At 68.3% G+C, this 23,439-nt stretch carries 15 protein-coding genes; 9 read left to right on the top strand and 6 right to left on the bottom strand.

The window, feature by feature from the left end; all coding sequences use genetic code 11:
• Positions 1–66: 66 nt before the first annotated feature.
• Entirely contained in the window at positions 67–978 is a 912-nt protein-coding gene (locus QRO03_RS03700) for an SDR family oxidoreductase (RefSeq protein WP_285136172.1), read from the bottom strand.
• Between the two features lie 406 nt (positions 979–1,384).
• A complete protein-coding gene (locus QRO03_RS03695; RefSeq protein ID WP_285136171.1) occupies positions 1,385–2,230 on the bottom strand; it encodes a helix-turn-helix transcriptional regulator in 846 nt (281 codons plus the stop codon).
• A 237-nt stretch (positions 2,231–2,467) separates the two neighbouring features.
• Between QRO03_RS03695 and modA the strand changes: the two genes are divergently transcribed.
• The 3 genes from modA to QRO03_RS03680 are packed head-to-tail and all read left to right on the top strand — an operon-like array spanning position 2,468 to position 5,138.
• Complete coding sequence (gene modA / locus QRO03_RS03690) at positions 2,468–3,238, top strand: molybdate ABC transporter substrate-binding protein (protein WP_285136170.1); 771 nt, start codon at positions 2,468–2,470, stop codon at positions 3,236–3,238.
• Positions 3,235–4,014, top strand: a complete 780-nt coding sequence (gene modB / locus QRO03_RS03685) for a molybdate ABC transporter permease subunit (RefSeq protein WP_285136169.1) — start codon at positions 3,235–3,237, stop codon at positions 4,012–4,014. Before modA ends, modB begins: the two co-directional genes overlap by 4 nt.
• Entirely contained in the window at positions 4,011–5,138 is a 1,128-nt protein-coding gene (locus tag QRO03_RS03680; RefSeq protein ID WP_285136168.1) for a sulfate/molybdate ABC transporter ATP-binding protein, read from the top strand. Before modB ends, QRO03_RS03680 begins: the two co-directional genes overlap by 4 nt.
• 81 nt (positions 5,139–5,219) lie before the next feature.
• On the opposite strand, the gene cydC is transcribed toward QRO03_RS03680, so the two are convergent.
• From cydC to QRO03_RS03660, 4 genes are read right to left on the bottom strand one after another with little or no spacing between them, the layout of a single operon-like run.
• Complete coding sequence (cydC, locus tag QRO03_RS03675; RefSeq protein ID WP_285136167.1) at positions 5,220–6,920, bottom strand: thiol reductant ABC exporter subunit CydC; 1,701 nt, start codon at positions 6,918–6,920, stop codon at positions 5,220–5,222.
• Positions 6,917–8,605 carry a thiol reductant ABC exporter subunit CydD gene (gene cydD / locus QRO03_RS03670; RefSeq protein WP_285136166.1) on the bottom strand — a complete coding sequence of 563 codons (1,689 nt, stop codon included), beginning with the start codon at positions 8,603–8,605 and terminating at the stop codon, positions 6,917–6,919. The genes cydC and cydD overlap by 4 nt, the downstream gene beginning before the upstream one ends.
• Positions 8,602–9,627 carry a cytochrome d ubiquinol oxidase subunit II gene (gene cydB / locus QRO03_RS03665; protein ID WP_285136165.1) on the bottom strand — a complete coding sequence of 342 codons (1,026 nt, stop codon included), beginning with the start codon at positions 9,625–9,627 and terminating at the stop codon, positions 8,602–8,604. The genes cydD and cydB overlap by 4 nt, the downstream gene beginning before the upstream one ends.
• 9 nt (positions 9,628–9,636) lie before the next feature.
• Entirely contained in the window at positions 9,637–11,076 is a 1,440-nt protein-coding gene (locus tag QRO03_RS03660; RefSeq protein ID WP_285136164.1) for a cytochrome ubiquinol oxidase subunit I, read from the bottom strand.
• A gap of 132 nt (positions 11,077–11,208) precedes the next feature.
• On the opposite strand from QRO03_RS03660, the gene QRO03_RS03655 reads away from it, so the two are divergent.
• The 6 genes from QRO03_RS03655 (at position 11,209) to QRO03_RS03630 (ending at position 23,313) form a co-directional block, all read left to right on the top strand.
• Complete coding sequence (locus tag QRO03_RS03655; RefSeq protein ID WP_285136163.1) at positions 11,209–11,760, top strand: PadR family transcriptional regulator; 552 nt, start codon at positions 11,209–11,211, stop codon at positions 11,758–11,760.
• 291 nt (positions 11,761–12,051) lie between these two features.
• Positions 12,052–16,137: a PA14 domain-containing protein gene (locus QRO03_RS03650; protein WP_285136161.1), complete on the top strand. Its 4,086-nt coding sequence runs from the start codon at positions 12,052–12,054 to the stop codon at positions 16,135–16,137.
• Between the two features lie 12 nt (positions 16,138–16,149).
• Positions 16,150–18,780, top strand: a complete 2,631-nt coding sequence (locus QRO03_RS03645) for a PA14 domain-containing protein (RefSeq protein ID WP_285136160.1) — start codon at positions 16,150–16,152, stop codon at positions 18,778–18,780.
• Positions 18,781–19,881: 1,101 nt separating this feature from the next.
• Positions 19,882–21,936 carry a hypothetical protein gene (locus QRO03_RS03640; protein WP_285136159.1) on the top strand — a complete coding sequence of 685 codons (2,055 nt, stop codon included), beginning with the start codon at positions 19,882–19,884 and terminating at the stop codon, positions 21,934–21,936.
• Positions 21,937–21,994: 58 nt separating this feature from the next.
• The gene (locus QRO03_RS03635; protein ID WP_285136158.1) at positions 21,995–22,375 is read left to right on the top strand and encodes a hypothetical protein; all 381 of its coding nucleotides are present in this window, start codon (positions 21,995–21,997) and stop codon (positions 22,373–22,375) included.
• A gap of 146 nt (positions 22,376–22,521) precedes the next feature.
• Positions 22,522–23,313 carry a hypothetical protein gene (locus tag QRO03_RS03630; protein ID WP_285136157.1) on the top strand — a complete coding sequence of 264 codons (792 nt, stop codon included), beginning with the start codon at positions 22,522–22,524 and terminating at the stop codon, positions 23,311–23,313.
• The last annotated feature ends 126 nt before the right edge of the window (positions 23,314–23,439 follow it).

The raw sequence follows: 23,439 nt of genomic DNA, 5'->3' as shown, positions 1-23,439 counted from the left end.
GTGCGCGTCACGCCCCCCACAGCCGAGACCACGCGACAGGCTTCAGGGCGGCCGTGCCCTCGCGCGTCAGGCCGCGAAGCGCGGGCCGATGGCGTCGGCGGTGAGGTCCCAGAGCCGCCGCGCGTCGGCCGCGTCGCGGAAGGGCTCCCACAGCGCGACAGGGCGTGCGGGCCCGCCGATGAGCCGCGAGGGTCCGAAGAATGCGCCACGGGACGCGGGAGCGGTCGCGGCGAGCACGGCCGGTTCGGCCGCGGACGGCACGGTGCCGGTGATGTGCAGGCGCGAGAGCAGCCGGATGACACGGCGTGTCCCGAGTTCGCGCGACCGGCCGAGTCCGGGTTGTGCCGCGAGCAGGTTGGTGGGTGAGACGCCGGGGTGCGCCAGCGTGCTGGTGATCTGCCACCCGTGGGCGCGGCTGCGGCGTTCGAGCTCTTGCGCGAACAGCCCGTTGGCGATCTTCGACTGCGTGTAGGAGGCGAGTGCGTTGTAGGGGGTGGCGTCGATGGCGTCCTCGCGCAGGCGTCCCCGCCGGGCGGCGATGCTCGTCTGGTGCACCACGCGCGCGTGGCCCTCGCGCAGAAGGGGGAGCAGCCCGAGGGTGAGGGCCGCGTGGCCCAGGTGGTTCGTGCCCCACTGCAGCTCGAAGCCGTCGGCGGTCTGCTGACGGTTCGGCGGGGTCATGACGCCCGCGTTGTTGACGAGCACGTGAATGGGTCTGCCCTCGCCGCGCAGCTCGGTGGCGAGAGCGTGTACCGAGTCCAGGCTCGCGAGGTCGAGCGTGCGCGTCGAGGCAACGGCATCCGGGACCTCTCGACGGACAGCCTCGAGCGCGCGGCGGCCCTTCTCGGGGGAGCGGACGGGCAACACGACCTCGGCGCCGAGAGAGGCGAGGCGCGTCGCGATGACCGTGCCGATGCCGTCGCTGGCGCCGGTGACGACGGCCAGACGGCCGCGGAGGGGGGAGGAGGTGGGGGACATGGTCGGTCCTTTCGCGTCGATGTCTCGATGCTCCCGCCCTCGCTCGGAGCGGGCCAGTGCCCGCTCAGCCGCTGATCGGGGATCCACCCCTCGGCGCCGCGCGTCGTCCGCACGCGCGGGTTCGTCGCCGTGCGGGGCACGCCCGCGGGGTCGTCGCCGTGCGGGGCACGCCCGCGGGGTCGCCGCGGCGCCGCGTCCCAGCGCCGGCTCGCGGTGGGTGCCGGTCTGGCGCTGCGTCAGAGCGGCGGTTCGAGGTGGGTGCCGGCCGCGGCCCCTCAGCCATAAACGCGATCCGTGCGCGTAAACGCTCCGTCGGCGTGTTTCCGCGCACCGATCGTGTTTATGCGTGAGGCGTGCGACTGCACTGGTCGAGCGGGAGGCGTCAGACCGCGTCGAGCGGGAACTGTCAGCGCGGAGCGGTGGAGGGCGCACCGATGACCGCCAGCAGGCGGAGTTTTTCGGCGCTCTCGCTCCCGGGCTGCGCCGTGTAGACGAGCAGGCGGTGGGAGTGGTCGGGGTCGAGCAGTGTCTGGCACGACAGGTCGAGGTGCCCCACCTCGGGGTGGTGGAACCGTTTGATCTCCGGCGGGCGGGCGCCGACCTCGTGCGCGTCCCACAGTGCGGCGAACTCCGCACTGCACTCGCGCAGGTCGCCCGCGAGCGAGGCCGCACGCGAACCCGGGCCGCGCGCGGCCACCAGCTCCCGCAGTCCCGCCGCGTAGAGGCGTGACAGCGCCGCCACCTCGTCGGACGGATAGGCGGCGCGGGCCGTCGGGTCGGTGAACCAGCGGTATCCGACGCTGCGCGCCGGACCCGTGCGCCGGGTGGCGTCGCCGAGCAGGGCGATGCCCAGACGGCTCTGACGCAGCGTCTCGCCGAGCTCGGTGACGATCTCGGCCGGGGTGTCGTCCAGTCGGTCCAGGACACGCAGCATCGCGGGACTGACGTGCTCCGTCCCCGAGTGGCGGTCGGGCGGTTGATGTCCCGCGAGCCGGAAGAGATGGTCGCGCTCCGCAAGGCTCAAGTGAAGGCCCTGCGCGAGGGAGGTCAGCATCTGCTCCGACGGGGTCGGGCCGGTGCCGCGCTCGAGCCGGGCGTAGTAGTCGGTCGACATGTGGCTGAGCAGCGCGACCTCCTCGCGCCGCAGACCCGCCGTGCGCCGCCGCGCACCGCGTCCGAGGCCGACGTCCTCGGGCTGCAGGGCCTCCCGGCGTCGCTGGAGGAAATCGCCCAGCCCCATCAGGTCGGTCATGTCGTCGCTCGCATCCCCCGTTCCTACCGCGCCGATCGGCGTCGTGCCAGGACTCGCCGGTCCACCTTTCAGGACGTGGTGGTGCGTTGGTCGCTGCGGGGGCGTCTCACCGCGGCACGTGGGGGACGTGTCGCCCGGGTAACCGATCATCGCTCGAGCGGATCGATGGCGCCAGGGGTTCCGCAGATGCGGAATACTGGAGCACGAGCGGCCCGCCGGCGTCGCCGAAAGGATGCCATGTCCCGCTCCGTCCGTCTTCTCGCCCTCCTGGGTGCCGCAGCTGTTCTCGCCGGGTGCGCCAGCGCGGCGCCCGCTCCCACGGCATCCGCATCCACCTCGTCCGACGACCTGTCGGGGACCGTCGAGGTCTACGCCGCGGCGTCGCTGCAGCGGTCGTTCGATGAGATCGCGACGGCGTTCGAGAAGGAGCACCCGGGCGTCATGGTGAGCCCCGTCTACGACGGCTCGAGCACCCTCGCCACGCAGATCGGCGAGGGCGCCCCCGCCGACGTCTTCGCCTCGGCCGATGAGAAGAACATGGCCAAGGTGTCGGCTCAGGCGCCCGATCCCCAGATCTTCGCGGGCAACACCCTCGTGATCGCCGTGCCCCGGGGCAACCCGGGCGGCGTCCAGACCCTCGCCGATCTCGCCGGGGTCACCACCGTGCTCTGCGCGCCCGAGGTGCCGTGCGGCGCCGCCTCGCTCACCCTGCTGTCGAACGCGGGCGTGACCGTGAGCCCCGCGAGCTCCGAGCAGAACGTCACCGCGGTGCTCACCAAGGTGGCTGCCGCCGAGGCCGACGCGGGTCTCGTCTACGCCACCGACGTCGTCGGCCGCGACGACGTCGAGGCCATCGTCCCCGACGGCGCCGACGCGGTCGTCAACCGTTACCCGATCGCGGCGCTCACGGATTCGCAGAACCCCGAGGCGGCATCCGCGTTCGTCGCCTTCGTCCTGTCGCAGGAGGGACAGCGGATCCTCGCTGACGCGGGATTCCAGGCACTGTGAGAGCGGCAGGTTTCGTCCCGCGCTGGCTGATCGTGCCGGCGGTGATCGGGCTGCTCTTCCTGCTGGTGCCGCTGACCGCGCTCATCGTGCGGGTCGAGTGGGCGACGCTGTGGACCGACATCACCTCGGATGCCGCGCTCTCGGCCCTCGGCCTGTCGCTGTCGACGGGGGCCCTGGCCACGGCGCTGTGCGCTGTCGTCGGCGTTCCCCTCGCCCTCCTCATCGCGCGGAGCCCCGCCCGCGTCGCGGCGCTGATGCGGGCCCTCGTCACCGTGCCGCTCGTGCTGCCGCCCATGGTCGGGGGCGTCGCGCTGCTCTACCTGTTCGGGCGCAACGGCTGGTTCGGCCCGCTCGGACTGCCCTTCACCACGCCGGCCGTGGTGCTCGCGCAGGTGTTCGTCGCGCTGCCGTTCCTCGTGCTCGCCGTGGAGGGGGCGCTGCGCAGCACGGGGGTCGAGTTCGAGCGGGCGGCGGCGTCGCTCGGCGCATCGCGCGCGACGATCCTGCGGCGCGTGACGCTGCCGCTGGCCGCGCCCGGGATCGTCGCGGGTGTCGTGCTGTGCTTCGCCCGTGCGATCGGCGAGTTCGGGGCGACCGCGCTGTTCGCCGGCAACCGACCGGGCGTGACCCAGACCATGCCGCTCGCCATCTACACGGCGTTCAACGGCGCGGGCGTCTCGCAGGGCACGGCCGTGGCGCTGTCTCTTCTGCTGCTGGTGACCGCGGTCGCGGTGCTGCTGCTCGTGCGCGGGTGGCGGCCGGGGGTGGGGCGATGACGGATCCGGATGCCGCACAGCGTCGACGGGGAGCCGGAGAGACGCCGCAGTCGACGGAGCCCGGGACGGCCGCCTCGGCCCCTGCCGCGAAGGTGGCCCCCGCGCTCCGCGCCCAGGTCGTCGTGCGTCGCCGCGACTTCGACGTCGCCGTAGAGCTCGACGTCGCGAGGGGCGAGACCGTCGCGGTGATGGGCCGCAGCGGTGCGGGGAAATCGACCCTGCTCGATGCTCTCGCGGGGCTCACGCCGCTCGACGGCGGCGAGATCTCGCTCGACGGGCGGGTGCTCGACCGCGCTCCGCGGCTCCGCACCGCCCCGATGCACCGCGGCATCGTGCTGCTCGGCCAGGATGCCCGGCTCTTCCCGCACTTGACCGCGCGCGAGAACGTCGCCTTCGGTCCGCGGGCGGCCGGTGTCTCGGCATCCGTCGCCCGTTCCTCCGCCGACGAATGGTTGGCGCGGGTGGGGCTGCCGGGCGCGGGCGATCGTCGCCCCACGCAGCTGTCGGGCGGGGAGCAGCAACGCGTCGCGGTCGCGCGCGCGCTCGCCGCGCAGCCGCGGGTCGTCCTGCTCGACGAGCCGCTCGTCGCGCTCGACGCGGTGACGGCGTCGGAGATCCGCGCGATGCTGCGCGAACGCCTCGACGGGGTCACGACGATCGCGGTGACCCACGACGCCGTGGATGCCGCGGCGCTGGCGGACCGCCTGGTGATCGTCGAGCGGGGCGCGGTGACGCAGGAGGGCCCCGTGCGCGAGGTGCTCGCGGCGCCCGCGACCGAGGTGGCCGCGAGGATCGCGGGCCTGGAACGCGTCGTCGGCATCGCCCGGGGCGGAGGGTTCGAGCGGGAGGGTCTGCGGCTTTCGTCGACGGATGCCGCGTCACGCGCGCTCGCCGCCGTCGACGGCGTCCCGTTGGCCGCCGTCTTCCGCGCCGCCGACGCACGGCTGGGGGAGGGGGCAGCGGCGACGGTCTCGCACCTGGAGCCCACCCCGACGGGCGTGCGGATCGTCACCGGGCACGGCGCTGCGGAGGTCGCTCCGGGAGATGCGTCGGGGATCCGTCCGGGCGACACCGTGCTCCTCGGCATCGACCCGGACCGCGTGCGGTTCGTCGCGGTGGCCTGACCGGGCGGCGCCGCCCCACCCCCCCGTTGAGTGTCCAGAACACGCCGACGTCCCTCGAAGCGCTCCGCGTGTTCTGGACACTCAACGCGGTGACGGCAGGGACGCCACCACCCGCCCGCCCGCCAGACGGACCTCGCGATCGACCAGCCCCTCGGGCACGTCGACGTGCGAGACCAGCACCACCGCCCGATCGCGACCGACCGCTCCGAGCAGGTCGAGGAGGAGGGCATCGGATGCCGCGGGGTCCACGCCCGCGGTGGGCTCGTCGAGCACGAGCACGGGGAAGCCGCGCAGCAGCGCGCGGGCGAGGGCGAGGCGCTGCGCCTGCCCACCCGAGACGAGCGCACCGCGGTCGCCGACGGGGGTGTCGAGGCCGCCGCGCTCGCGCGCCCAGGAGTCGAGCCCGACGCGGGCAAGAACGTCCCAGAGGTCGGCGTCGGTCGCCGACTCGCGGGCGAACAGCAGGTTCTGCCGCACCGATTCGTCGAACAGGTGCGGGGCCTGCTCGATGAGTCCGACGGTGCGCCGCAGGTCGTCGCCCGAGAGGTCGCGCACCTCGACGCCGCCGATCGTGTACGACCCCTCGTAGTCGAGGAACCGCGCGAGCACGTGCGCGAGCGTCGTCTTCCCCGCGCCGCTGGGGCCCGTGACGAGCACGCGCTCACCGGGGTCGACGGCGAGGTCGACGTCGACCAGCCGCCCCGTGTCACCGTCGGCGTCGCCCCGTGCGGGCCAGTGGGCCCGGATGCCGCGGAGCTTGATCCCCGGGCCCAGCGCGGGGGCTGCGCCCGTCGAGGTCGGTTCGTCCCGGGGGAGACCCTCGGGGATCCGCTCGGGAACCGTCTCGGCGATCCGCTCGGCGGCGGCCCGCACCTGTCGCCACGACGCCAGGGCGAGCGGTACCGGGCCGAACACTTCGAACACCGCCATCGGCAGCAGCACGACGACCGCCGATCCGGGCCCCGAGAGCGTGCCGCCGGTCAGCGCGGGCGCGGCGACGAGCAAGGCCCCGAGCGACGCGATGCCGGCGAGCACCGACACGGTCCCCGAGGTGAGCCCCTGCGCGCCGCCGCGGCGGACGACCGCCCGGCGGAGGGCTGCGTCGGCGGCGCGGACGCGGGCGGTCGCGGCATCCAGAGCTCCGTACGCGGTGAGCACGTCGAGGTTCCCGAGGAGGTCGTGCACGGCGTCGGCGACCGCGGCGCGCAGCGGCGCGATCGATCGCTCGGCGCGTGATCCGGCCGCCCAGCCCACGGCCACCGCGACGGCGAAGGCCACGACGAGGCACCCGAGCAGCACCAGGGCGGCGGCCCATGAGACGAGCGCCATGAAGACGACGGCGGCGAGGGAGGTGACGGCGGCGACCGACAGAGGCAGCACCACGCGCAGCGGGAGGTTCTGCAGTTCCTCCACGTCGTCGACGACGCTCGAGAGGAGACCGCCTCGGCGTGCACGGGCGAGGCCGTCGGGCGCGAGCGGAACGATCTCGCGCACGAGGTCGGCGCGCACTCCGGCGAGCTGATGCAGGGCCGCGTCGTGACCGGTGAGGCGCTCGAGGTAGCGGAACACCCCGCGCGACAGCGCGAACGCCCGGACGCCCACGACCGCCATCGACAGGTACATCACCAGCGGCTGTTCCGCGGCCCGCGCGATCAGCCACGCGCTCGCCGCGAGCAGGGCGATCGCGCTCGCCGCGGTGCCGAAGCCCGACAGCACCGCGGGCGCGAAGCGCCTCGGCGACGGCATCGCGGATCTCAGGATGCCGCGCACCCGGGCGTTCACACCCGGCCCCCGTCCCTCGCGCGTGAGTCGCCAAGGTTCGTCGCTAGGAGGCCGTCAGAAGCGACGAACCTTGGCGACTCGCGCGCGGGGTGCAGGTCGATCACCCGGGTGGCGATCGCGCGGGCGGAGCGCCGGTGCGACACGAGCAGCACGCCGCGACCGGCGTCGGCCTCGCGGCGGAGCGTCGTCCACAGGTGCGCCTCGGTCACGGCATCCAGGGCACTCGAGGGCTCGTCGAGCACGAGCACCTGTGCGCCCACGACCCGGGCCCGGTACAGCGCGCGGGCGACGGCGACGCGCTGCGCCTCACCGCCCGAGAGCCCGGCACCCCCGGCGCCGAGCAGCGTGCCGGGGTCGAGGTCGGCGGCCCCGGCGTCGGCCAGGGCGATCGCCACCGCACCGGGATCGGCGATCGAGCCCACGGCGACGTTCTCGGCGACCGTGCCGGAGATCAGCCCCGGCCGCTGCCCGGCCCAGGCCACCGACGAGCGCGCGTGCGGCACGGCGACCCCGTCGACGCGGATCTCGCCGTCGTGCGCGGCGTAACCGAGCACAGCGGCGATCAGCGACGATTTCCCCACGCCGCTCGGCCCGCTCACGAGGACGACCTCGCCCGGACCGACCGACAGTGACACTCGTGGCAGCGCGATGCCCTCGCGGTCGACCTTCACCTCGTGCAGGCTCAGCGTCGATCCGGGCGCCGGGTCGGCGGCATCCGGGGTCGGGGCCTTCCGCGCGGCATCCAGCGTGTCGAAGATCTCCTCCGTCGCGGCCACCCCCTCGCTCGCCGCATGGAACTGCACGCCGACCTGACGCAGCGGCAGATACGCCTCGGGCGCCAGCAGCAGCACGAAGAGCCCCACGAGCAGGCTCAGATCGCCCGCCAGCAGGCGGAAGCCGATGGTCACGGCGATGATGGCGACCGAGATGGATGCCAGGAACTCCAGCGCGAACCCCGAGAGGAACGACACGCGCAGCACCGTCATCGTCTCGCGCTTGTAGTCCCGCGTGATCTTCTCGATCGAATCCGCCGCCCGGTGCTGCCGGCCGAACGCCTTCAGGGTGCCGAGGCCCGCGACGGTGTCGGCGAAGCGCGCCGCGAGGCGCCCCAGCGTCCGGTACTGCGTCTGCTGAACCCCGCGCGTGGCGAGACCGATGAGCACCATGAACAGCGGGATCAGCGGGATGGTCAGCGCGACGGTGAGACCCGACAGCGGGTCGGCCAGGGCGATCACGCCGATGAGCAAGGGCATGGTGATTGCCGTGGCGACCAGCTGCGGCAGGTAGCGGCCGAAGTACGCGTCGAGCGCCTCGAGACCGTGCCCCGCGGTCACGGAGAGCGAGGCCGTGTTCCGCCGCGCGAGCCATCCGGGACCGAGTCCGCCGACCGCCGAGACCACCGCCGCGCGCAGCTGCAGCGATGCGGCCGCGGCCCCCCGCGCCGACACGCGCTCCGAGGCCGTGATCAGGAGCCCCCGCACGACGACGAGGGATGCCGCGACCCCGACGTGACCCCACAGCTCCTCGACCGGGCGCCCCTCGATCACTCCGACGAGGGCCGCGGTGAGCGTCCACGCGAATCCGACGATGACACCGGTCTGCGCGAGAACGATCGCCGCGGTGACAACGAGGAAGCCGCGGGAGGCGGTGGCGTAACGGAGGAGCCGCGGGTCGACGGGTTTCAATGCGCCACCAGCGCGGCCTTCTCGATGCGGGCGCGGGTGACCCGCTTGCGGAACACCCAGTACGTCCAGCCCTGGTACGCCAGGATCAGCGGGAGGAAGATCAGCGCCGCCCAGCTCATGATGGTCAGCGTGTAGTCGGTGCTCGAGGCGTTGTCGATCGTGAGGCCCGATCCTTCGGCGAGGGTCGAGGGCATGACGTTCGGGAACAGGGCGAAGAACAGCGCGGCGACGGCGGCGACGACCGTCACCGCGCCCAGTGCGAACGCGGTGCCCTCGCGGTCGCGGCTGTTCGCCACCCACGATCCGATCAGCGTCAGCGCGGCGATCCCCGACAGGCCCACGACCCCGAGGAACAGCGGGGCGTCGGCGGCGTTCGCGACGGTCCACGCCAGGAACAGCGCCGCCACGACGATGGTCACCAGTCCCGCGCGACCCGCGAGTCGGCGCGCGTCGGCCCGCACCTGTCCGTCGGTCTTCAACGCGACGAAGTACAGCCCGTGCAGGAAGAAAAGCGTCAGCGTCGTCAGTCCGCCGAGGATGCCGTAGGGGTTCAGCAGCGTCAGCACGGTGCCGACGTACTCGTGGTCGGCATCCAGGGGCACGCCCTGCACGATGTTCGCGAAAGCGACGCCCCAGAGGAACGCCGGTGCCGCCGAACCGAAGAAGATCATGCGGTCGAACGACCGCTTCCACCGGAGCGAGTCGCGCTGGTGCCGGTACTCGAACGACACACCGCGGGCGATGAGCGCCAGAAGGATCACCAGCAGGGGCAGGTAGAAGCCGCTGAAGAGCGTGGCGTACCACTCGGGGAACGAGGCGAACAGCGCCGCCCCCGCGACGATGACCCACGTCTCGTTCAGGTCCCACACGGGGCCGATCGTGTTGATGATCTGTCGGCGGGCGATGTCGTCCTTGCCGAGGAAGGGGATCGACATTCCCACGCCGAAGTCGAAGCCGTCGAGCACGAAGTAGCCGACGAAGAGGAAGGCGACGATCCAGAACCAGAGGTACGCGAGATCCATGGGGTGCTCCTAGTAGACCGTGGTCGGGGTGTTCTCGACGGAGTCGTCGCGCGCGGCATCCGGGTCGGGGAGGGGGTCGGGGCCCTTCTGGGCGTACTTCTTGATGAGTCCGAACTCCACGACGGCGAGGCTGGCGTATACCAGGGTGAAGGCCACGAGCGAGATGAGCACGCTCCAGCCGGGGACGCTGGGTGAGACGCCGTCTTCGGTGAGCATGAGGCCGAACACGATCCAGGGCTGTCGGCCCATCTCGGTGAACACCCATCCGACAAGGCTCGCGAGCATCGGCAGGGGAGCGGCCCAGATGGCCACGCGCCACATCCACGCCGCGACCGGGCGGGTCGCCTTCTTGCGCGTGACCCACAGGCCCGCGACGCACACCAGCGCCGCGACGCCGCCGAGCGCGATCATCCAGCGGAACGCCCAGTAGGTGACCCACAGCACCGGGGCGAAGTTGCCGTCCACCTGATCGGCGAACTGCGGGAACATCTGCTGGCTGTAGAGGGTGTTGAGGTCGTTGATCCCCTCGACGCACCCGTCGAGAGAGTGCGTCGACAGCAGGCTCAGCAGGAACGGCACCCGGATCGAGAACAGTTCGCTGGTGCCGTCGGGGGTTCCGAGCGTGAAGATCGAGAACGAGGCATCCGCTCCGCAGACGGTGTTGAAGGTCGCCTCGGCCGCGGCCATCTTCATCGGCTGGGTGGCCACCATGACGAGGCTCAGCTGGTCGCCGACGATGGCGACGAGCACGAACGACACCACCGTCGACCAGAGGCCGAAGCGCAGGGTCTTCCGCATCATGTCGGTGTTGCGTCCGCGAGACACGTGCCAGGCCGAGATGGCCACGACGATCATGGCGGCGAACATCCAGCCCGCGAAGATCGTGTGCGGGAAGGCGGCGAGGGCGACGGGGTTGGTGAGGAGGGCCCAGAAGTCGACGAGCTCGGCGCGGTGACCCTCGGCGGACATCTGGTAGCCGACCGGGTTCTGCATGAAGGCGTTGGCGGCGATGATGAAGTACGCCGAGAGGGTGGCGCCGATGGACGCCATCCAGATGCTCGCGAGATGGGCGAGTCGGGGGAGTCTGTCCCACCCGAAGATCCACAGGCCGATGAAGGTCGCCTCGAGGAAGAACGCGAGCAGCCCCTCGAAGGCGAGCGGAGCGCCGAAGACGTCGCCGACGAAACGCGAGTACGCCGACCAGTTCATTCCGAACTGGAACTCCTGCACGATCCCCGTGACCACGCCCATGGCGAAGTTGATCAGGAAGATCTTGCCGAAGAAGCGCGTGATGTGCAGCCAGCGCACGTCTCCCGTGCGGTACCAGACGGTCTGGAACACGGCCACGATCAGCGACATCCCCAGCGTCAGGGGCACGAAGAGGAAGTGGTACAGCGTCGTCAACCCGAACTGCCAGCGGGCGAGGGCGAGGGGGTCGAGCCACTCCATCGGGAGCCTCCGATCGAACCGGATTGTGTGGTCAGACCACATGCTACGCCGGGGCTCTCCGGCGCGTCGGGGGATCCCTCGGCGTCGAACGATATACTCGGCAAGTCATTTCCGACCCGCCAGGAGGCGCCCGTGTCCGTCCGTCAGAGCCTGCTCGCGATCCTCGATCGCGGTGCCTGCTACGGCTCGCAGCTACGCGCCGAGTACGAGCGGCGCACGGGCGCGCGGGTGAACGTAGGGCAGGTGTACACCACGCTCGAGCGCCTCGAGCGCGACGGGCTGGTGACCGGTGCCGGCGTCGACGACGAGGCGCGCGTGCTCTGGGAGCCCACTGAGACGGGACGCACCGAGGTGCGCTCGTGGCTGTCCACCGCCTCGCTTGCAGAGGGTCGCGACGACGTGGCACTGAAGATCGCCCTGGCGGTCACGCTGCCGGGTGCCGACATCGGCGGCATCGTGTCGACCCAGCGCGCTGCCGTGAGCGAGGCGCTCACCCAGGCCGAGGCGGAGGCGGCGGAAACGGATGCCGTGCCCGCGGCGATCGTGCGCGCGGCCCGGCGCGCGCGGCTCGAGGCCGACCTGCGCTGGCTCGACGAGGTCGCGGTGATCACCGCCGGGGCGAGACCGTTCCCGCTGTCGGAGGAGCGCCCCCGCCGCGGCCGGCCCGCGCGATCGGGACGATAGGGCCCCATACAATCTGCACCGGTCGGACGCGCAGACCGGTCCCGGCTCAAGCGCGGCCGCCCGCCGGGACGCTAGGCCCCACCGAGTATGCACCGGTCGGACGCGCAGACCGCCCGGCTGACGCGCGGATGTTCCGGCGGGTTGGGCTGGTTGACGCGCGGGTGAATTCGGGCGCCGGCACCCGCGTCTTTCCGCGTCCGCGGCCAACCCTGGAAGAACGCTATGTGCACGATCAGCGTTGCCTGATCCAGGCGACGTCGACCGCCACGCCGGCGGCTTCCGGGGGTGCCCGTGCTGGCTCTTTCTCGTCTCCCGCTCGTCTCGACCGTTGCGGTGCTCGCGCTCCTCGTGGGAGTCGGGGTGCCGATGGATGCCGCGCGCGCGGCGACCCCGCCGGCGGACGTGTCTGTCGTCACCGCCGCGGATTCCCCTGCCCTTCCCTCCGTCGACGAACCGGGCGTCGAGCCGGATCTTCCCGAGGGATCGTTCGACGTTGCGCCGACGGTCGACGCGGCCGTCGATGCCCTGCCGCACGTGGAGCCGGTCTCGCCGCCGGAGAGGACGGCTGCGGTCGCCGAGTGGGAGAAGCGCTCCGTGCCGATGTCGGGCATGGACGTCGTCGCCGAGTCCGAGGACTCCGCTCAGTACCGCATCCCGTCGGGGGGAACGGTCACGCACCTCACGACCGAGCCCACGCGAGTACGCGACGACGGAGGCGAATGGGTCGATGTGAACACGTCGGTGTCCCGCCTCGGTGATGAGTGGACGGTCGCCGATCACCCCCTGGCGCCAGTGTTCCACGGGGGGAGCGACGAGGCTCCCGCGGTGACGGTGTCGCGCGACGGTCACGACGTGTCTTTCTCGCTCGTCGGCGCCGCGCCGGGGGACGTGGCGGCACCGTTCTGGTGGTGGGACGACTGGGAGCAGCTGACCTACCGCGATGTGTCGGCGGGCGCTGACCTCGAGTACCGCGTCGAGGCGGGCGCGGTCAAGGAGTCCCTCGTGCTGGATGCTGCTCCCTCGAGCCGCACGTCGTGGACGTGGCGTATCGATGCGGGGACGTTGACGCCGGCGCTCGGGGAGGCGGACTCCGTCACGTTCACCGACGAGGACGGTGCAGTGATCCTCATGATTCCGACACCCGTCGCGTTCGATTCGAGTGGAGTCGACGGTGAGTCCTCGGACGCGGAGGTGGCGCTGCGGGTGGGGTTGTGGCGGGCGTCGGACGGTTCGTGGCGCTACAGCCTGCGCGCCGATCGGGCCTGGCTGCACGACCCCGCGCGGGTGTATCCGGTGCGGATCGATCCGACGGTCATGAGGCCGAACGGGAGCACGGCGTACAAGTCGGACGGACCGGTGCGCGCCGGGCTGACCTATGTCGGTAATACGCGGGAGGGCAGCGGCAACCGATACTGGCGGTCTGTCGTGACCTACGACTACGGCTCGATCCCGGGCCGCTTCATCGCGGGTGCGCAGATCGGTGTGGGTTACGACGGCTACGGCACGACCTCGCGGCAGACGGGGTGGGTTCAACATGCCAGCGGGTTCGGCTTCAACGGCACGGGCCCCCACCTCGCGAACTACACCATCGATACGGGGTCGGCCGATACGGAAGGCGAGGGCGTCGCCGCCAGACTCGCGAGCCAACTCCGCACCGGCGACCGACCCGCGTTCCTGATCGGTGGGTGGGAAGGGCCCTCTTATTCCTTCAAGCGCGTCGAGACCGACATGTGGATCAAGTCGTGGGACTACCCCTCGGTCTGGGGTGGCATCCCGTCGAACGGCGCGAGAGGCGTGTCGCTGGCGCCACACTTCGCACTGGGGGCTACCAATCCGGGAGGCCGTTCTCAGCTATACGCGATCGAGGTTGCGACCGACGCGAACATGACGAATCTCGTGGCCAAACGAGACTGGAGTAGCAGCGGTCAGTACGACATGCCCACCGGCATCCTCCGAGCGGCCACCACGTACTACTGGCGAGCCTCGCTGGTCGATGACCTCGACACCCTCTGGGGACAGTCGACCTACCGTCAGTCGCCGGTCTACAGCTTCACCACGAATGTCGTCCCGCTTCCGGATGCCGGCACCGCAGCCCCCGGAACTGCCGTGACCGAGACACCCGCCACCGTCACGACGCTGACGCCGACGCTGCAGGTGGGCGCCGTCGCCGACACCGACGGGACCGGCGGCACGATGACGTACAAGTTCAAGATCGCAACGGGGCAGGATGCCCGGTCGGGGGCGGTCGTCACCTCGGGGTGGATCACATCGGTGAACGGCATGGCGTCGTGGACGGTACCCGCGGGCACCTTGCAAGACGGCGGCGTCTACTCCTGGACGGTCACGACCAATGACGGTCAGGATACGAACACCGAGAACGGCTGGGTGCGGCGCCTGCGCACCGACCTTCGTCTCGGGTCATCGGGACCCTCGCCGTACGACACGGCGGGACCGGTGACCACGAACCTGGCCAACGGCAACGTCAACGTGTCCTTCGCTTCGCCGACGGTGACGACGTTGGGCGGGGCGATGGGGATGTCGTTCACCTACAACTCGCAGGAGGTTGCGGGGGCGAACCGCGGGCTGACCGGGGAGTATTTCGATGCTCGCGTCGCGGGGACGGTTCCCACCTCGCCGAGCGGGTACACGTTCGAGAACAAGACGGCGGCGATGGTGCGCACCGATCCGGCCGTGTCGTTCCAGTGGGGGACGGGCGCGCCTGTCGACGCGCTGCCCGCCGACCACTTCCTCGCCCGTTGGTCGGGGTTTCTGACGTTGCCGCCGAGCCTCGTCGGCAAGCCCCTGCGTTTCGGCGCGACCCACGATGACGGGATCCGCGTCACCTACGACGGTCAGAAACTCGTCGAGAAGTGGCAGGGAGGCGGATGGACGACGGCGGCTGCCTCGACGGTCACCGGCTCGGGAGGGGCGAAGCCGATTCAGATCGAATACTACGAAGAGACCGGCGACGCCTACGTGGCGTTGTGGATCGAGTACATCCCTGACGGCGCCTCCGCCCCCACGTGGGTCAACGTCCAGCCGGACTGGCTCTCGAAGAGGGTCTCCGTCCTCCCGCAGGGATGGGGTGCCTCGGTGCCGCTGTCGGGAACGGCCGCGACCTGGGTCTCGGCCCAGGTGACCGACGCGTCGGTCGTCCTCACCGATACCACCGGCAAGGCGCACACGTACACGAAGGTCGCGACCGGCGGTTACTCGGCGCCGAGCGGCGAGTACGGAGTGCTCTCGCTCGACGGCAACGGCTGGGTGGTCTTCACGGACGAGGACGGCACGGTCTATCACTTCACCAGGGAGGGCCGCGTGGCATCCGCGACCCCTCCGGAGGACGTGCGGAAGGCCGCCGCGCCGCAGAGCATTCTGAATGCGAACGGTGTGACGACCGAGGTCGTCGATCCCGTGTCCCGAAGCGCTGACCAGTACACGCGCAAGGTGGTGTTCGGTTACCAGAACGGGGATCGGTCCTCGTGTCCCGAGCGATCGGGTTCGGGCTACACGAAGGCGCCGGTCGACATGCTGTGCCGCATCTCGTACCCCGACGGCTCGGAGTCGCGGTTGTTCTACAACGTCGACGGGCAGCTGGCGGCGATCCTGGATCCGGGGGATGAGCTCACGTTGTTCGGTTATGACAGCGCCGGCGGTCTGCTGAGCCAGATCCGGGATGCCACGGCGAATGACAGCATCCCGATCCCGGTGGTCGACGGCGGTGACGATCCGGCATCCACGCGCATCGTGTACGAAGGAGCGCGCGCGAAGACGATCACTCTCCCGGCGCCCGATGGCGTGACGCGAACCGAACGTCCGTCCCGGACGTACACGTACCTCGACGGCAAAACCACGGTGGCCATCGCGGGACTCGAAGGGGTATCCCAGACCGTCACCTACGACACCGCATGGCGGTCGACATCGTCCACGAGCGCGCTCGGGGTGACGTCGTCGCAGCAGTGGCATCCGACGAAGGATCTCGTGCTGTCAACGACCGACGCGATGGGGCTGAGGTCTACGCGGGTGTACGACGCCCTCGATCGCCCGATTGAAACGTACGCCGCGGCCCCCGCGGGTTGTTTCACATCCGACCGGCGTCCCGTGCGTGACGCGAGTGTGGCGTTCGCCTGTGGCGTGACACCGGCGAAATCGAGCACGGTGTACGACGAGGGCTTCCGCGGGCTCCAGGTCGCCTACTACAGCAAGACGCGCAAGCTCTCGGGCAAGCCCGAGGCGTACGCCTTGGGCGTGGGCGGAGCTGACGGGGCCTTCGAGAAGGACTGGGGAGGGGGGTCGCCCGTTCCCGGTGTCGTCTCCAGCGACGAGTTCTCCCTCCGCGCCACGGGTCTGATCGAGTTCCCCCAGGCGGGCTCGTAACAGTTGCGCACGATGAGTGACGACGGCACCCGGGTGTGGCTCGACGATGTCCTCCTCATCGATCGGTGGGTCGACCAGGGACCCACTCCGGCCGACAGCTACGTGTTCGAGGCGCGCGCCGGGGAGGTGCGACGCCTTCGCATCGAGTACTACGAGAACCTCGGTGGCGCGCGCGTCGATCTGCAATGGAAGACCCCGGGGGCGGGAACCTTCCAGGTCGTCCCCGGTGCCCAGCTGCGGCCCGATTACGGTCTGGTGACCCGTTCCACGGTCGAGGACTCGACCAGGGTCCTGGGAGCTTCAGCCCCTTCGATGGTGTCGGAGAAGACGTACTCAGACCCGATCGTCGGACAGGTGTCGGCGGTGACGGTCGATCCTGGCGGGTTGGCGCTGAAGAGCACGGCGACCTACGAAACGGTCAACGGCGCCGGGTGGCTGCGGCAGAAGTCGAAGGCGCTGCCGGCCGCTGCGGCATCCGGTTCCATCACGGATGCCAAGAGCACCACGCGCGCCTACTACGGCGAGGCGGAGCAACTGGCCGAAGACACGTGTGGAGTGCCGGCCGGCACGCGCCAGTTCGGGATGTTGAAGTCGTCGACGGGACCGACGCCCGACAGTGGACCGGCGATCGTGACCTCCTACGTGTACGACGTGATGGGTCGCGCCGCGGGCACCCGGATCACGGGCGATGAGGGGTGGTCTTGCACGACCGTCGACGCGCGCGGACGAACCGTCAGGGAGGTCTCGGTCGGAGGCGCGGGAGTCGCGACCGACACGGTGACCACCACGTACACGACGACTCCTACGGGACTCTCGGTCACGGTGACCGGGACCCCCGTGCCCGGGTCGCTGACGTCGGCGACGACGACGAAGACCGACCTGCTGGGTCGGGTGGAGTCGTACACCGACGTGTGGGGTGTCGTCACGACGCCGGTTTACGAATCGCTCACCAGTCGAGTCCTGCGGGTGATGACTGCCGGCCCCGGCGTACCGTCGTCGACGACGGCTTTCGCGTACGACCGTGACGGCAAGACGACCACGGTGACGTTCGACGGGCAGGTGTACGCGGCATCGACGTTCGATGCGAAGCAGCGGATCGCCCAGGTGTCGTATCTGGGTGGGTCGGCGTTGGCCGCGACGTGGGACGACCGGCGCGGCACGATCAGTGCGCAGACGTGGTCTTTCCCATCGGCGGCGTCGATCACCGATGAGCTTTCACGATCGGACGCGGGCCGGATCGTGCGCGAGCGCGTCCGGCAGGGTGACCGGTCGTTCGACTCGAGGTACGGGTATGACGCGGCGGGACGCCTCGTCTCGGCGAAGATCCCGGGTCACGAGTTGTCGTACGAGTTCGCGTCGTCGGGTGCATGCGGTCCGAATACGGCGGCCGGAGCATCGGGCAACCGCACGAGATACGTCGATGCGTATACGGCGCCGGATGCGTCCCAGGCGAGTGTCGTGACGGCGGAGTACTGCTATGACTGGGCGGATCGGTTGCTGTCGAACAACGTCTGGGGTGCGGCGCCCGGTGCGTCGCATGTTGCCGATGGCTTCGGCGCCGACGAGATCACGTACGACGTGCGCGGCAACACGACCCGGTTGTCCGACCTGCTGTTCTCCTACGACGCCGACAACCGTCACGTGGGAACGCGGACGTATGCCGGTTCGAAGGTGTCTGTGGTGCGGGATGCGACCGGGCGCGTGGTGTCGCGGTCGGTGGATCCGGCGGGTGATGCTCCGAAGGTGACGACTCGGTACGTGTACGCGGGTGCGGGGGACAGTCCGTGGGCGGTCCTCTCCGGGGACGACGTCATCGTGTTGTTGTCGCTGCCGGGTGGGGTGACGGTGGACATTCCCGCGTCGGGCTCGGCGACGTGGTCGTACCCGTCCTTGCAGGGACACACCCTCACGACGGGCGATGGCTCGTCGTCCTCGGGAGTGCAGCTGTACGACCCGTTCGGTCAGCCGTTGGACATGTCGACGTTGGCGTTGGGGACGGGCGCGGCGAATGAGTCCGGTGCGGTGAACGGCACCACGGGCTGGCACCAGGGGGCGCAGAAGCTGACCGAGGCGTTGGAGTCGGCCCTCGTCATCGAGATGGGCGCCCGTCTGTATGTCCCGGCGTTGGGGCGGTTCCTGCAGGTTGACCCGGTCGAGGGCGGCGTCGACAACGACTACGTCTGGCCCACCGACCCGGTGGGGAGGAGCGACCTCACGGGCAAGTTCGAGGTCGACTGGCTGACGGTGCTGGATGTCGCGTCGATCGCGCTGATGTTTGTTCCCGGAGTCGGTACGGTGGCCGGACTGGGGATACGTGCGGCGACTCTGGGTGTCCGTTTCGGTATTGCTCTCGCTGCGCGCCCCGTCGTCGCAGCCGCCGCCCGGGTAGTTAGTTCTGGGGTAATACGGTCGGTTTCTATGCACGCGACTGAACAGATGGTAATCAGGGGTGTCAGTGCCACGAGAATGCTGAGGACAATCGCGAGCAAGTCTACGATCGTGCAGCGTGGCTCGACCGGGAAATATGGGCTGTCTACCAAGCTCGTCGGACGGACCTCAACGGTGACGGTAGGAAACAGAAGCCGAGCTGTCACGTCTGTCTACGCCACATCCAGGTCGAGATGGTCCCGTTACGCTCGTTGAAGCTCCTCTGATCTTTCGAGTGCAGGAAGGTATCCCATGATGAAGACATCTGCGAATGGGGTCTTTTTGGAGCGATCAGAAGATGTGCACATCGTGAGATTCTCATTTCCTCGACTCCTTCTATTTTGCCTACCCCGTCCGATGGTGTCCCAAGCAGAAATTTTTGCACTTGTCAGCGCGCTGAAAGAAATTAGGGGAAGCTCCTGGTTGTCGCGACGGCGGGCAATTCGTTTGATGCGTCGGCTGGGAAGGGTTTGGAGTGAGGGTGTTGGTGCAGATAGTTGGACGAACGATCTCGCCAGTGCCATCGGGAGATCGAGGGCTATCCTAGCGGAACTGGATTTGGCCGGCGTTGGGCCCCTCGTGCCGGAGATCTGCGACGAGTACGACGATATTATCTTCTCTCTGATGGGTCAGGTCATCGTAGGTGATCAAGGTTCCCTCGAATCCTGGGTTGAGATGGCTTATGAGATTGACTCGACCGTTGATGGCGGCGCGTCAATTCGCATCGCGTTGAGAGCCGTCCAACAGATCCTCCGGAGCGCGCGGTCTCGGTAGCCACTCGCCGTCCGCCATCGGCGGTTGTCGTAGATGACCGGCACGGGACGATGGTTGATGAGACGTGGCGCTGTTCACTATCAACACTTCGGCCAAACCGAAATAAGCAGATGACTGGTCAATTTTGAGTGTTGCCGCCCTGGAGCGGTGGATAGGCGTGTCTCGCATCACGCTGGCTGTCCTCCGTACCGGGTTTGCGGGAGGTTGGGTAAGCGCTCGCCAAGTGATTCAAGTGGAGCTAGCTCGATATATGTGCGGTGAAACAATAGTAGGTATCGAGGAATTACTGGCCTTGCTTCTGTCTGACGAGCTCAAAATTGTTGTCCAAATCCTCGCGCGCAATGATCGGAGTGAATTCGGATCCTCGCCTCTCTAGTTTTGTTCCGAGGTGGGGAATTGAGATCCTTGTGAGACAGACGCCTTACCCCGGGGGAAGATCTTTACGAGATGCTAGAAGCACTAGGCCTCCTCCGTGGGGAGCGTATGAACAGGAAAATATCTTCCGGGAATGACTACGAGGCGTTCTTACGCCGAGTCCGCGGGATGGACAGCAATGATCAGGCGACGTATGTCACAGCCTCTGGAGTCGTTCTGTCGCAGGCTCTTGTTGATGAGCTGTGCACCGCCGAGGGGCTGGCAACAGCGAAGTATCTTCTCGGCGCATACGTGTGGCCTGAACCCGCCGGCGAGTTAGAGGGTCTAGAAATATTTCGGACGGCCGCGACCCTCGGCTCGGTTAGCGCAGTGCGGGCACTCGGTGATGCGCTCAACTGGATGGGATTCGATGAAGAGTCGGTGCCGCTACTCGAGGCGGCGTTGCGAAATGAGCCCGACGACCCTCGCCTTCATGGTCTCCTCGGACTCTCGATGTACGAGTTGAAGCTTGATGAGAGTGCGCAATTTCAGACGACGGCGGGTCCGGGTGCGCCGTCGTCGACGACGGCGTTCGCGTACGACCGTGACGGTAGGACGACCACGGTGACGTTCGGCGGGCAGGTGTATGCGGCGTCGTCGTTTGATGCGAGGCAGCGGATCGCGCAGGTGTCGTATCTGGGTGGGTCGGCGTTGGCGGTGTCGTGGGATGAGCGGCGTGGCACGGTCGGGTCGCAGTCGTGGTCGTTTCCGTCGGCGGCGTCGATCACGGACACGGTGGTGCGGTCGGTGGCGGGGCGGGTGGTGCGGGAGAGTATCGCGCGGGGTGATCGGGTCTTTGATTCGACGTATGGGTATGACGGTGCGGGGCGTTTGGTGTCGGCGAGGATTCCGGGGCATGTGTTGTCGTATGAGTTCGCGTCTTCGGGTGGGTGTGGTCCGAACGCCTCGGGGAATCGGACGCGGTATGTGTATGCGTATACGGCGTCGGGTGCGTCTCAGGCGAGCGTGTTGACGGCGGAGTATTGCTATGACGGGGCGGACCGGTTGTTGTCGAACAATGTGTGGGGTGTGGGTGCGGGGAGATCCCATGTGGCGGATGGGTTTGGTGCGGAGGAGATCGCGTATGACGTGCGGGGGAACACGACCGGCTTGTCGAACTTGTTGTTCTCGTATGACGCGGAGAACCGTCATGTGGGGACGCGGACGTATGCGGGGTCGAGGGTGTCGGTGGTGCGGGATGGGTCGGGGCGGGTGGTGTCGCTGTCGGTGGATCCGGTTGGGGATGCGCCGAGGGTGACGTCCCGGTACGTGTATGCGGGCGCGGGGGATAGTCCGTGGGCGGTGCTGACGGGGGATGCCGCGCCGGTGGTGTTCCTGTCCCTTCCCGGTGGTGTGACGGTCGATGTTCCCGTGGGTGGTTCTGCGTCGTGGTCGTATCCGTCGTTGCAGGTTCACACGCTCACGACGGGCGACGGCTCGTCGTCGTCGGGTGTGCAGCTGTATGACCCGTTCGGTCAGCCGCTCGACCCGGCGTCCCTAGCGTTGGGGACGGGGGCGGCGAATGAGTCCGGGTCGGTGAATGGCACGACGGGTTGGCATCAGGGGGCGCAGAAGCTGACGGAGGCGTTGGAGTCGGCGTTGGTGATCGAGATGGGCGCCCGGTTGTATGTTCCGGCGTTGGGGCGGTTCTTGCAGGTGGACCCGGTCGAGGGCGGGGTGGATAACGACTACGTCTGGCCCACCGACCCCATCGGCAAAAACGACCTCACCGGCAAGATGAGCGCGGATTCGCTGGCCAGATACGCATCGAAGGGATACTTGGTTCTTTCTCCCAGCGTGGTGTTGGCACCGAAGCCTGGTAAGAGGTATGAGCGGCCAGTGAACACTGGCGGTGGGCGGACCAAGACGGTGACCCTCACATATATTGATTCGCGCGATAAGTGGAAGATCAGCTTCTCGTCTCCTGTCAATGTCGTTGGGCGCCAGCGGATGCAGATTCCCACGTATGACCAACTGATTCCGGCCATCTCCCCAGTTTTGGATACGCCGAGTGTTCGCCAACAGTGGGATTGTCACAACATCGGATCAAGTGCTGAGGCAATCTTTGGGAATGGGACTTGGGATCTCGAAACGGGTCGAAGTGACAACGCCGCCTGGATGGTCGCAGGTGCCGAGAAAGTTCTTGCGCATCTTTCGGCTGGCTCTATGTGTGGGTGGGACTGAAGCAATGCGATTCATCTTGTTTGTGTTCTTCGGGTACTGCTGCGGGATATTGGCCGTCGTGGCCGACTTATATTTCGATAATTTGCGGATCTTGTCCGCAGAGTCGAGAGCGCCGGAGCTGATGGTGATGAGACTGCCGGGATTTGCTGCTCAATCGGTGCTTCTTGCCTTCATTGTGTGTGCCCTGCTGATTCTCGTGGACAAACTGAGTCCCGTGTCGTCAGTTGGCGCTTTTTCGGTTGCTGCTGTGTGCTGCGGATTCTTATCTTGGGGACCGTTCTATCTGCAGATTTCATTTATTGCGAGCGAGATCAAGGCGCCGGTTTTCAGTCCGGTGTTCGAGTTCTACGGATCGATCGTGGTGCTGATCTTGCTTATCATCGCCGTCGGATGGATGATATACAGATCTGGTTCCCCAAACGCAGATGTGAGGTCTTAAAACGCTCACGATTGGCCGGAGCGTCTTGTCTGAATCACGATTCTGCAGGAGGCCCTCTTTATCGGGCTGGTTCGGAGGCGACGCGGTACGTGTATGTCGGTGCGGGGGACAGTCCTTGGGCGGTCCTCTCCGGGGACGACGTCACCGTGTTGTTGTCGCTGCCGGGTGGGGTGACCGTGGATGTTCCCGCGTCGGGGGTGGCGTCGTGGTCCTACCCGTCGTTGCAGGGTCACACGGTGACGACGGGCGATGGCTCGTCGTTGTCGGGTGTGCAGGTGTATGACCCGTTTGGTCAGCCGTTGGACATGGCGACGTTGGTGTTGGGGACGGGCGCGGCGAATGAGTCCGGGTCGGTGAATGGCACGACGGGCTGGCATCAAGGCGCGCAGAAGCTGACCGAGGTGTTGGAGTCGGCGTTGGTGATCGAGATGGGCGCCCGGTTGTATGTTCCGGCGTTGGGGCGGTTCTCGCAGGTGGACCCGGATGCGAGACGCAAGACGCGAGATGAAGTTTTCGTTCCGTCCGGGCCTCCGTCCTTTCCCGGTGCGGCCCGTAGTGGACACGAGCCGCGCGTCATCCAGAATGTTCAGAACTCTGATGGCGCATTGTTCTCTATCGATTTATCGCGAGGCGGAGCCATTGAAGGCGGCCTTTCAGCATGTGCGGGAGTTTGTCTTAACGATTCATTCGATCATGACCTGCATGGTCGACTTTCACTCGGGTTTGGACCTGAACTCGGTATCTCAGCGACTGTCGGCGCATCCACTGAAAGCGCGAGCGGATTGTTCGTAGGGGGAAGCTGCACGCTTGCAACTGCATCCGTCGGTGTTTACGGAGAAGCTGGTATTCAGCAGAATGGACCGTTGGGGTACTATGGCGGCGGTGTTTCTCTTGGCGCCAAGGTGGGTTGTAGCGCGCAAGCGGGATGGGGTTGGTAATGCAGTTGCTCTTGATGTCTGTGCAGCGACCGCCAGCCCCGGCGCTGCCCAACCTAGTCTTTGGCATCATGTTTTTCGTCGCTGGTCTGGCCATAATTTGGTACCGTAAGAAGATTTACGAAGCGA

This window comes from Microbacterium sp. lyk4-40-TSB-66, assembly GCF_030209475.1.
In the GTDB taxonomy this organism is placed as follows: Bacteria; Actinomycetota; Actinomycetes; order Actinomycetales; family Microbacteriaceae; genus Microbacterium.
This window is presented reverse-complemented; position numbering and strand designations above follow the sequence as displayed.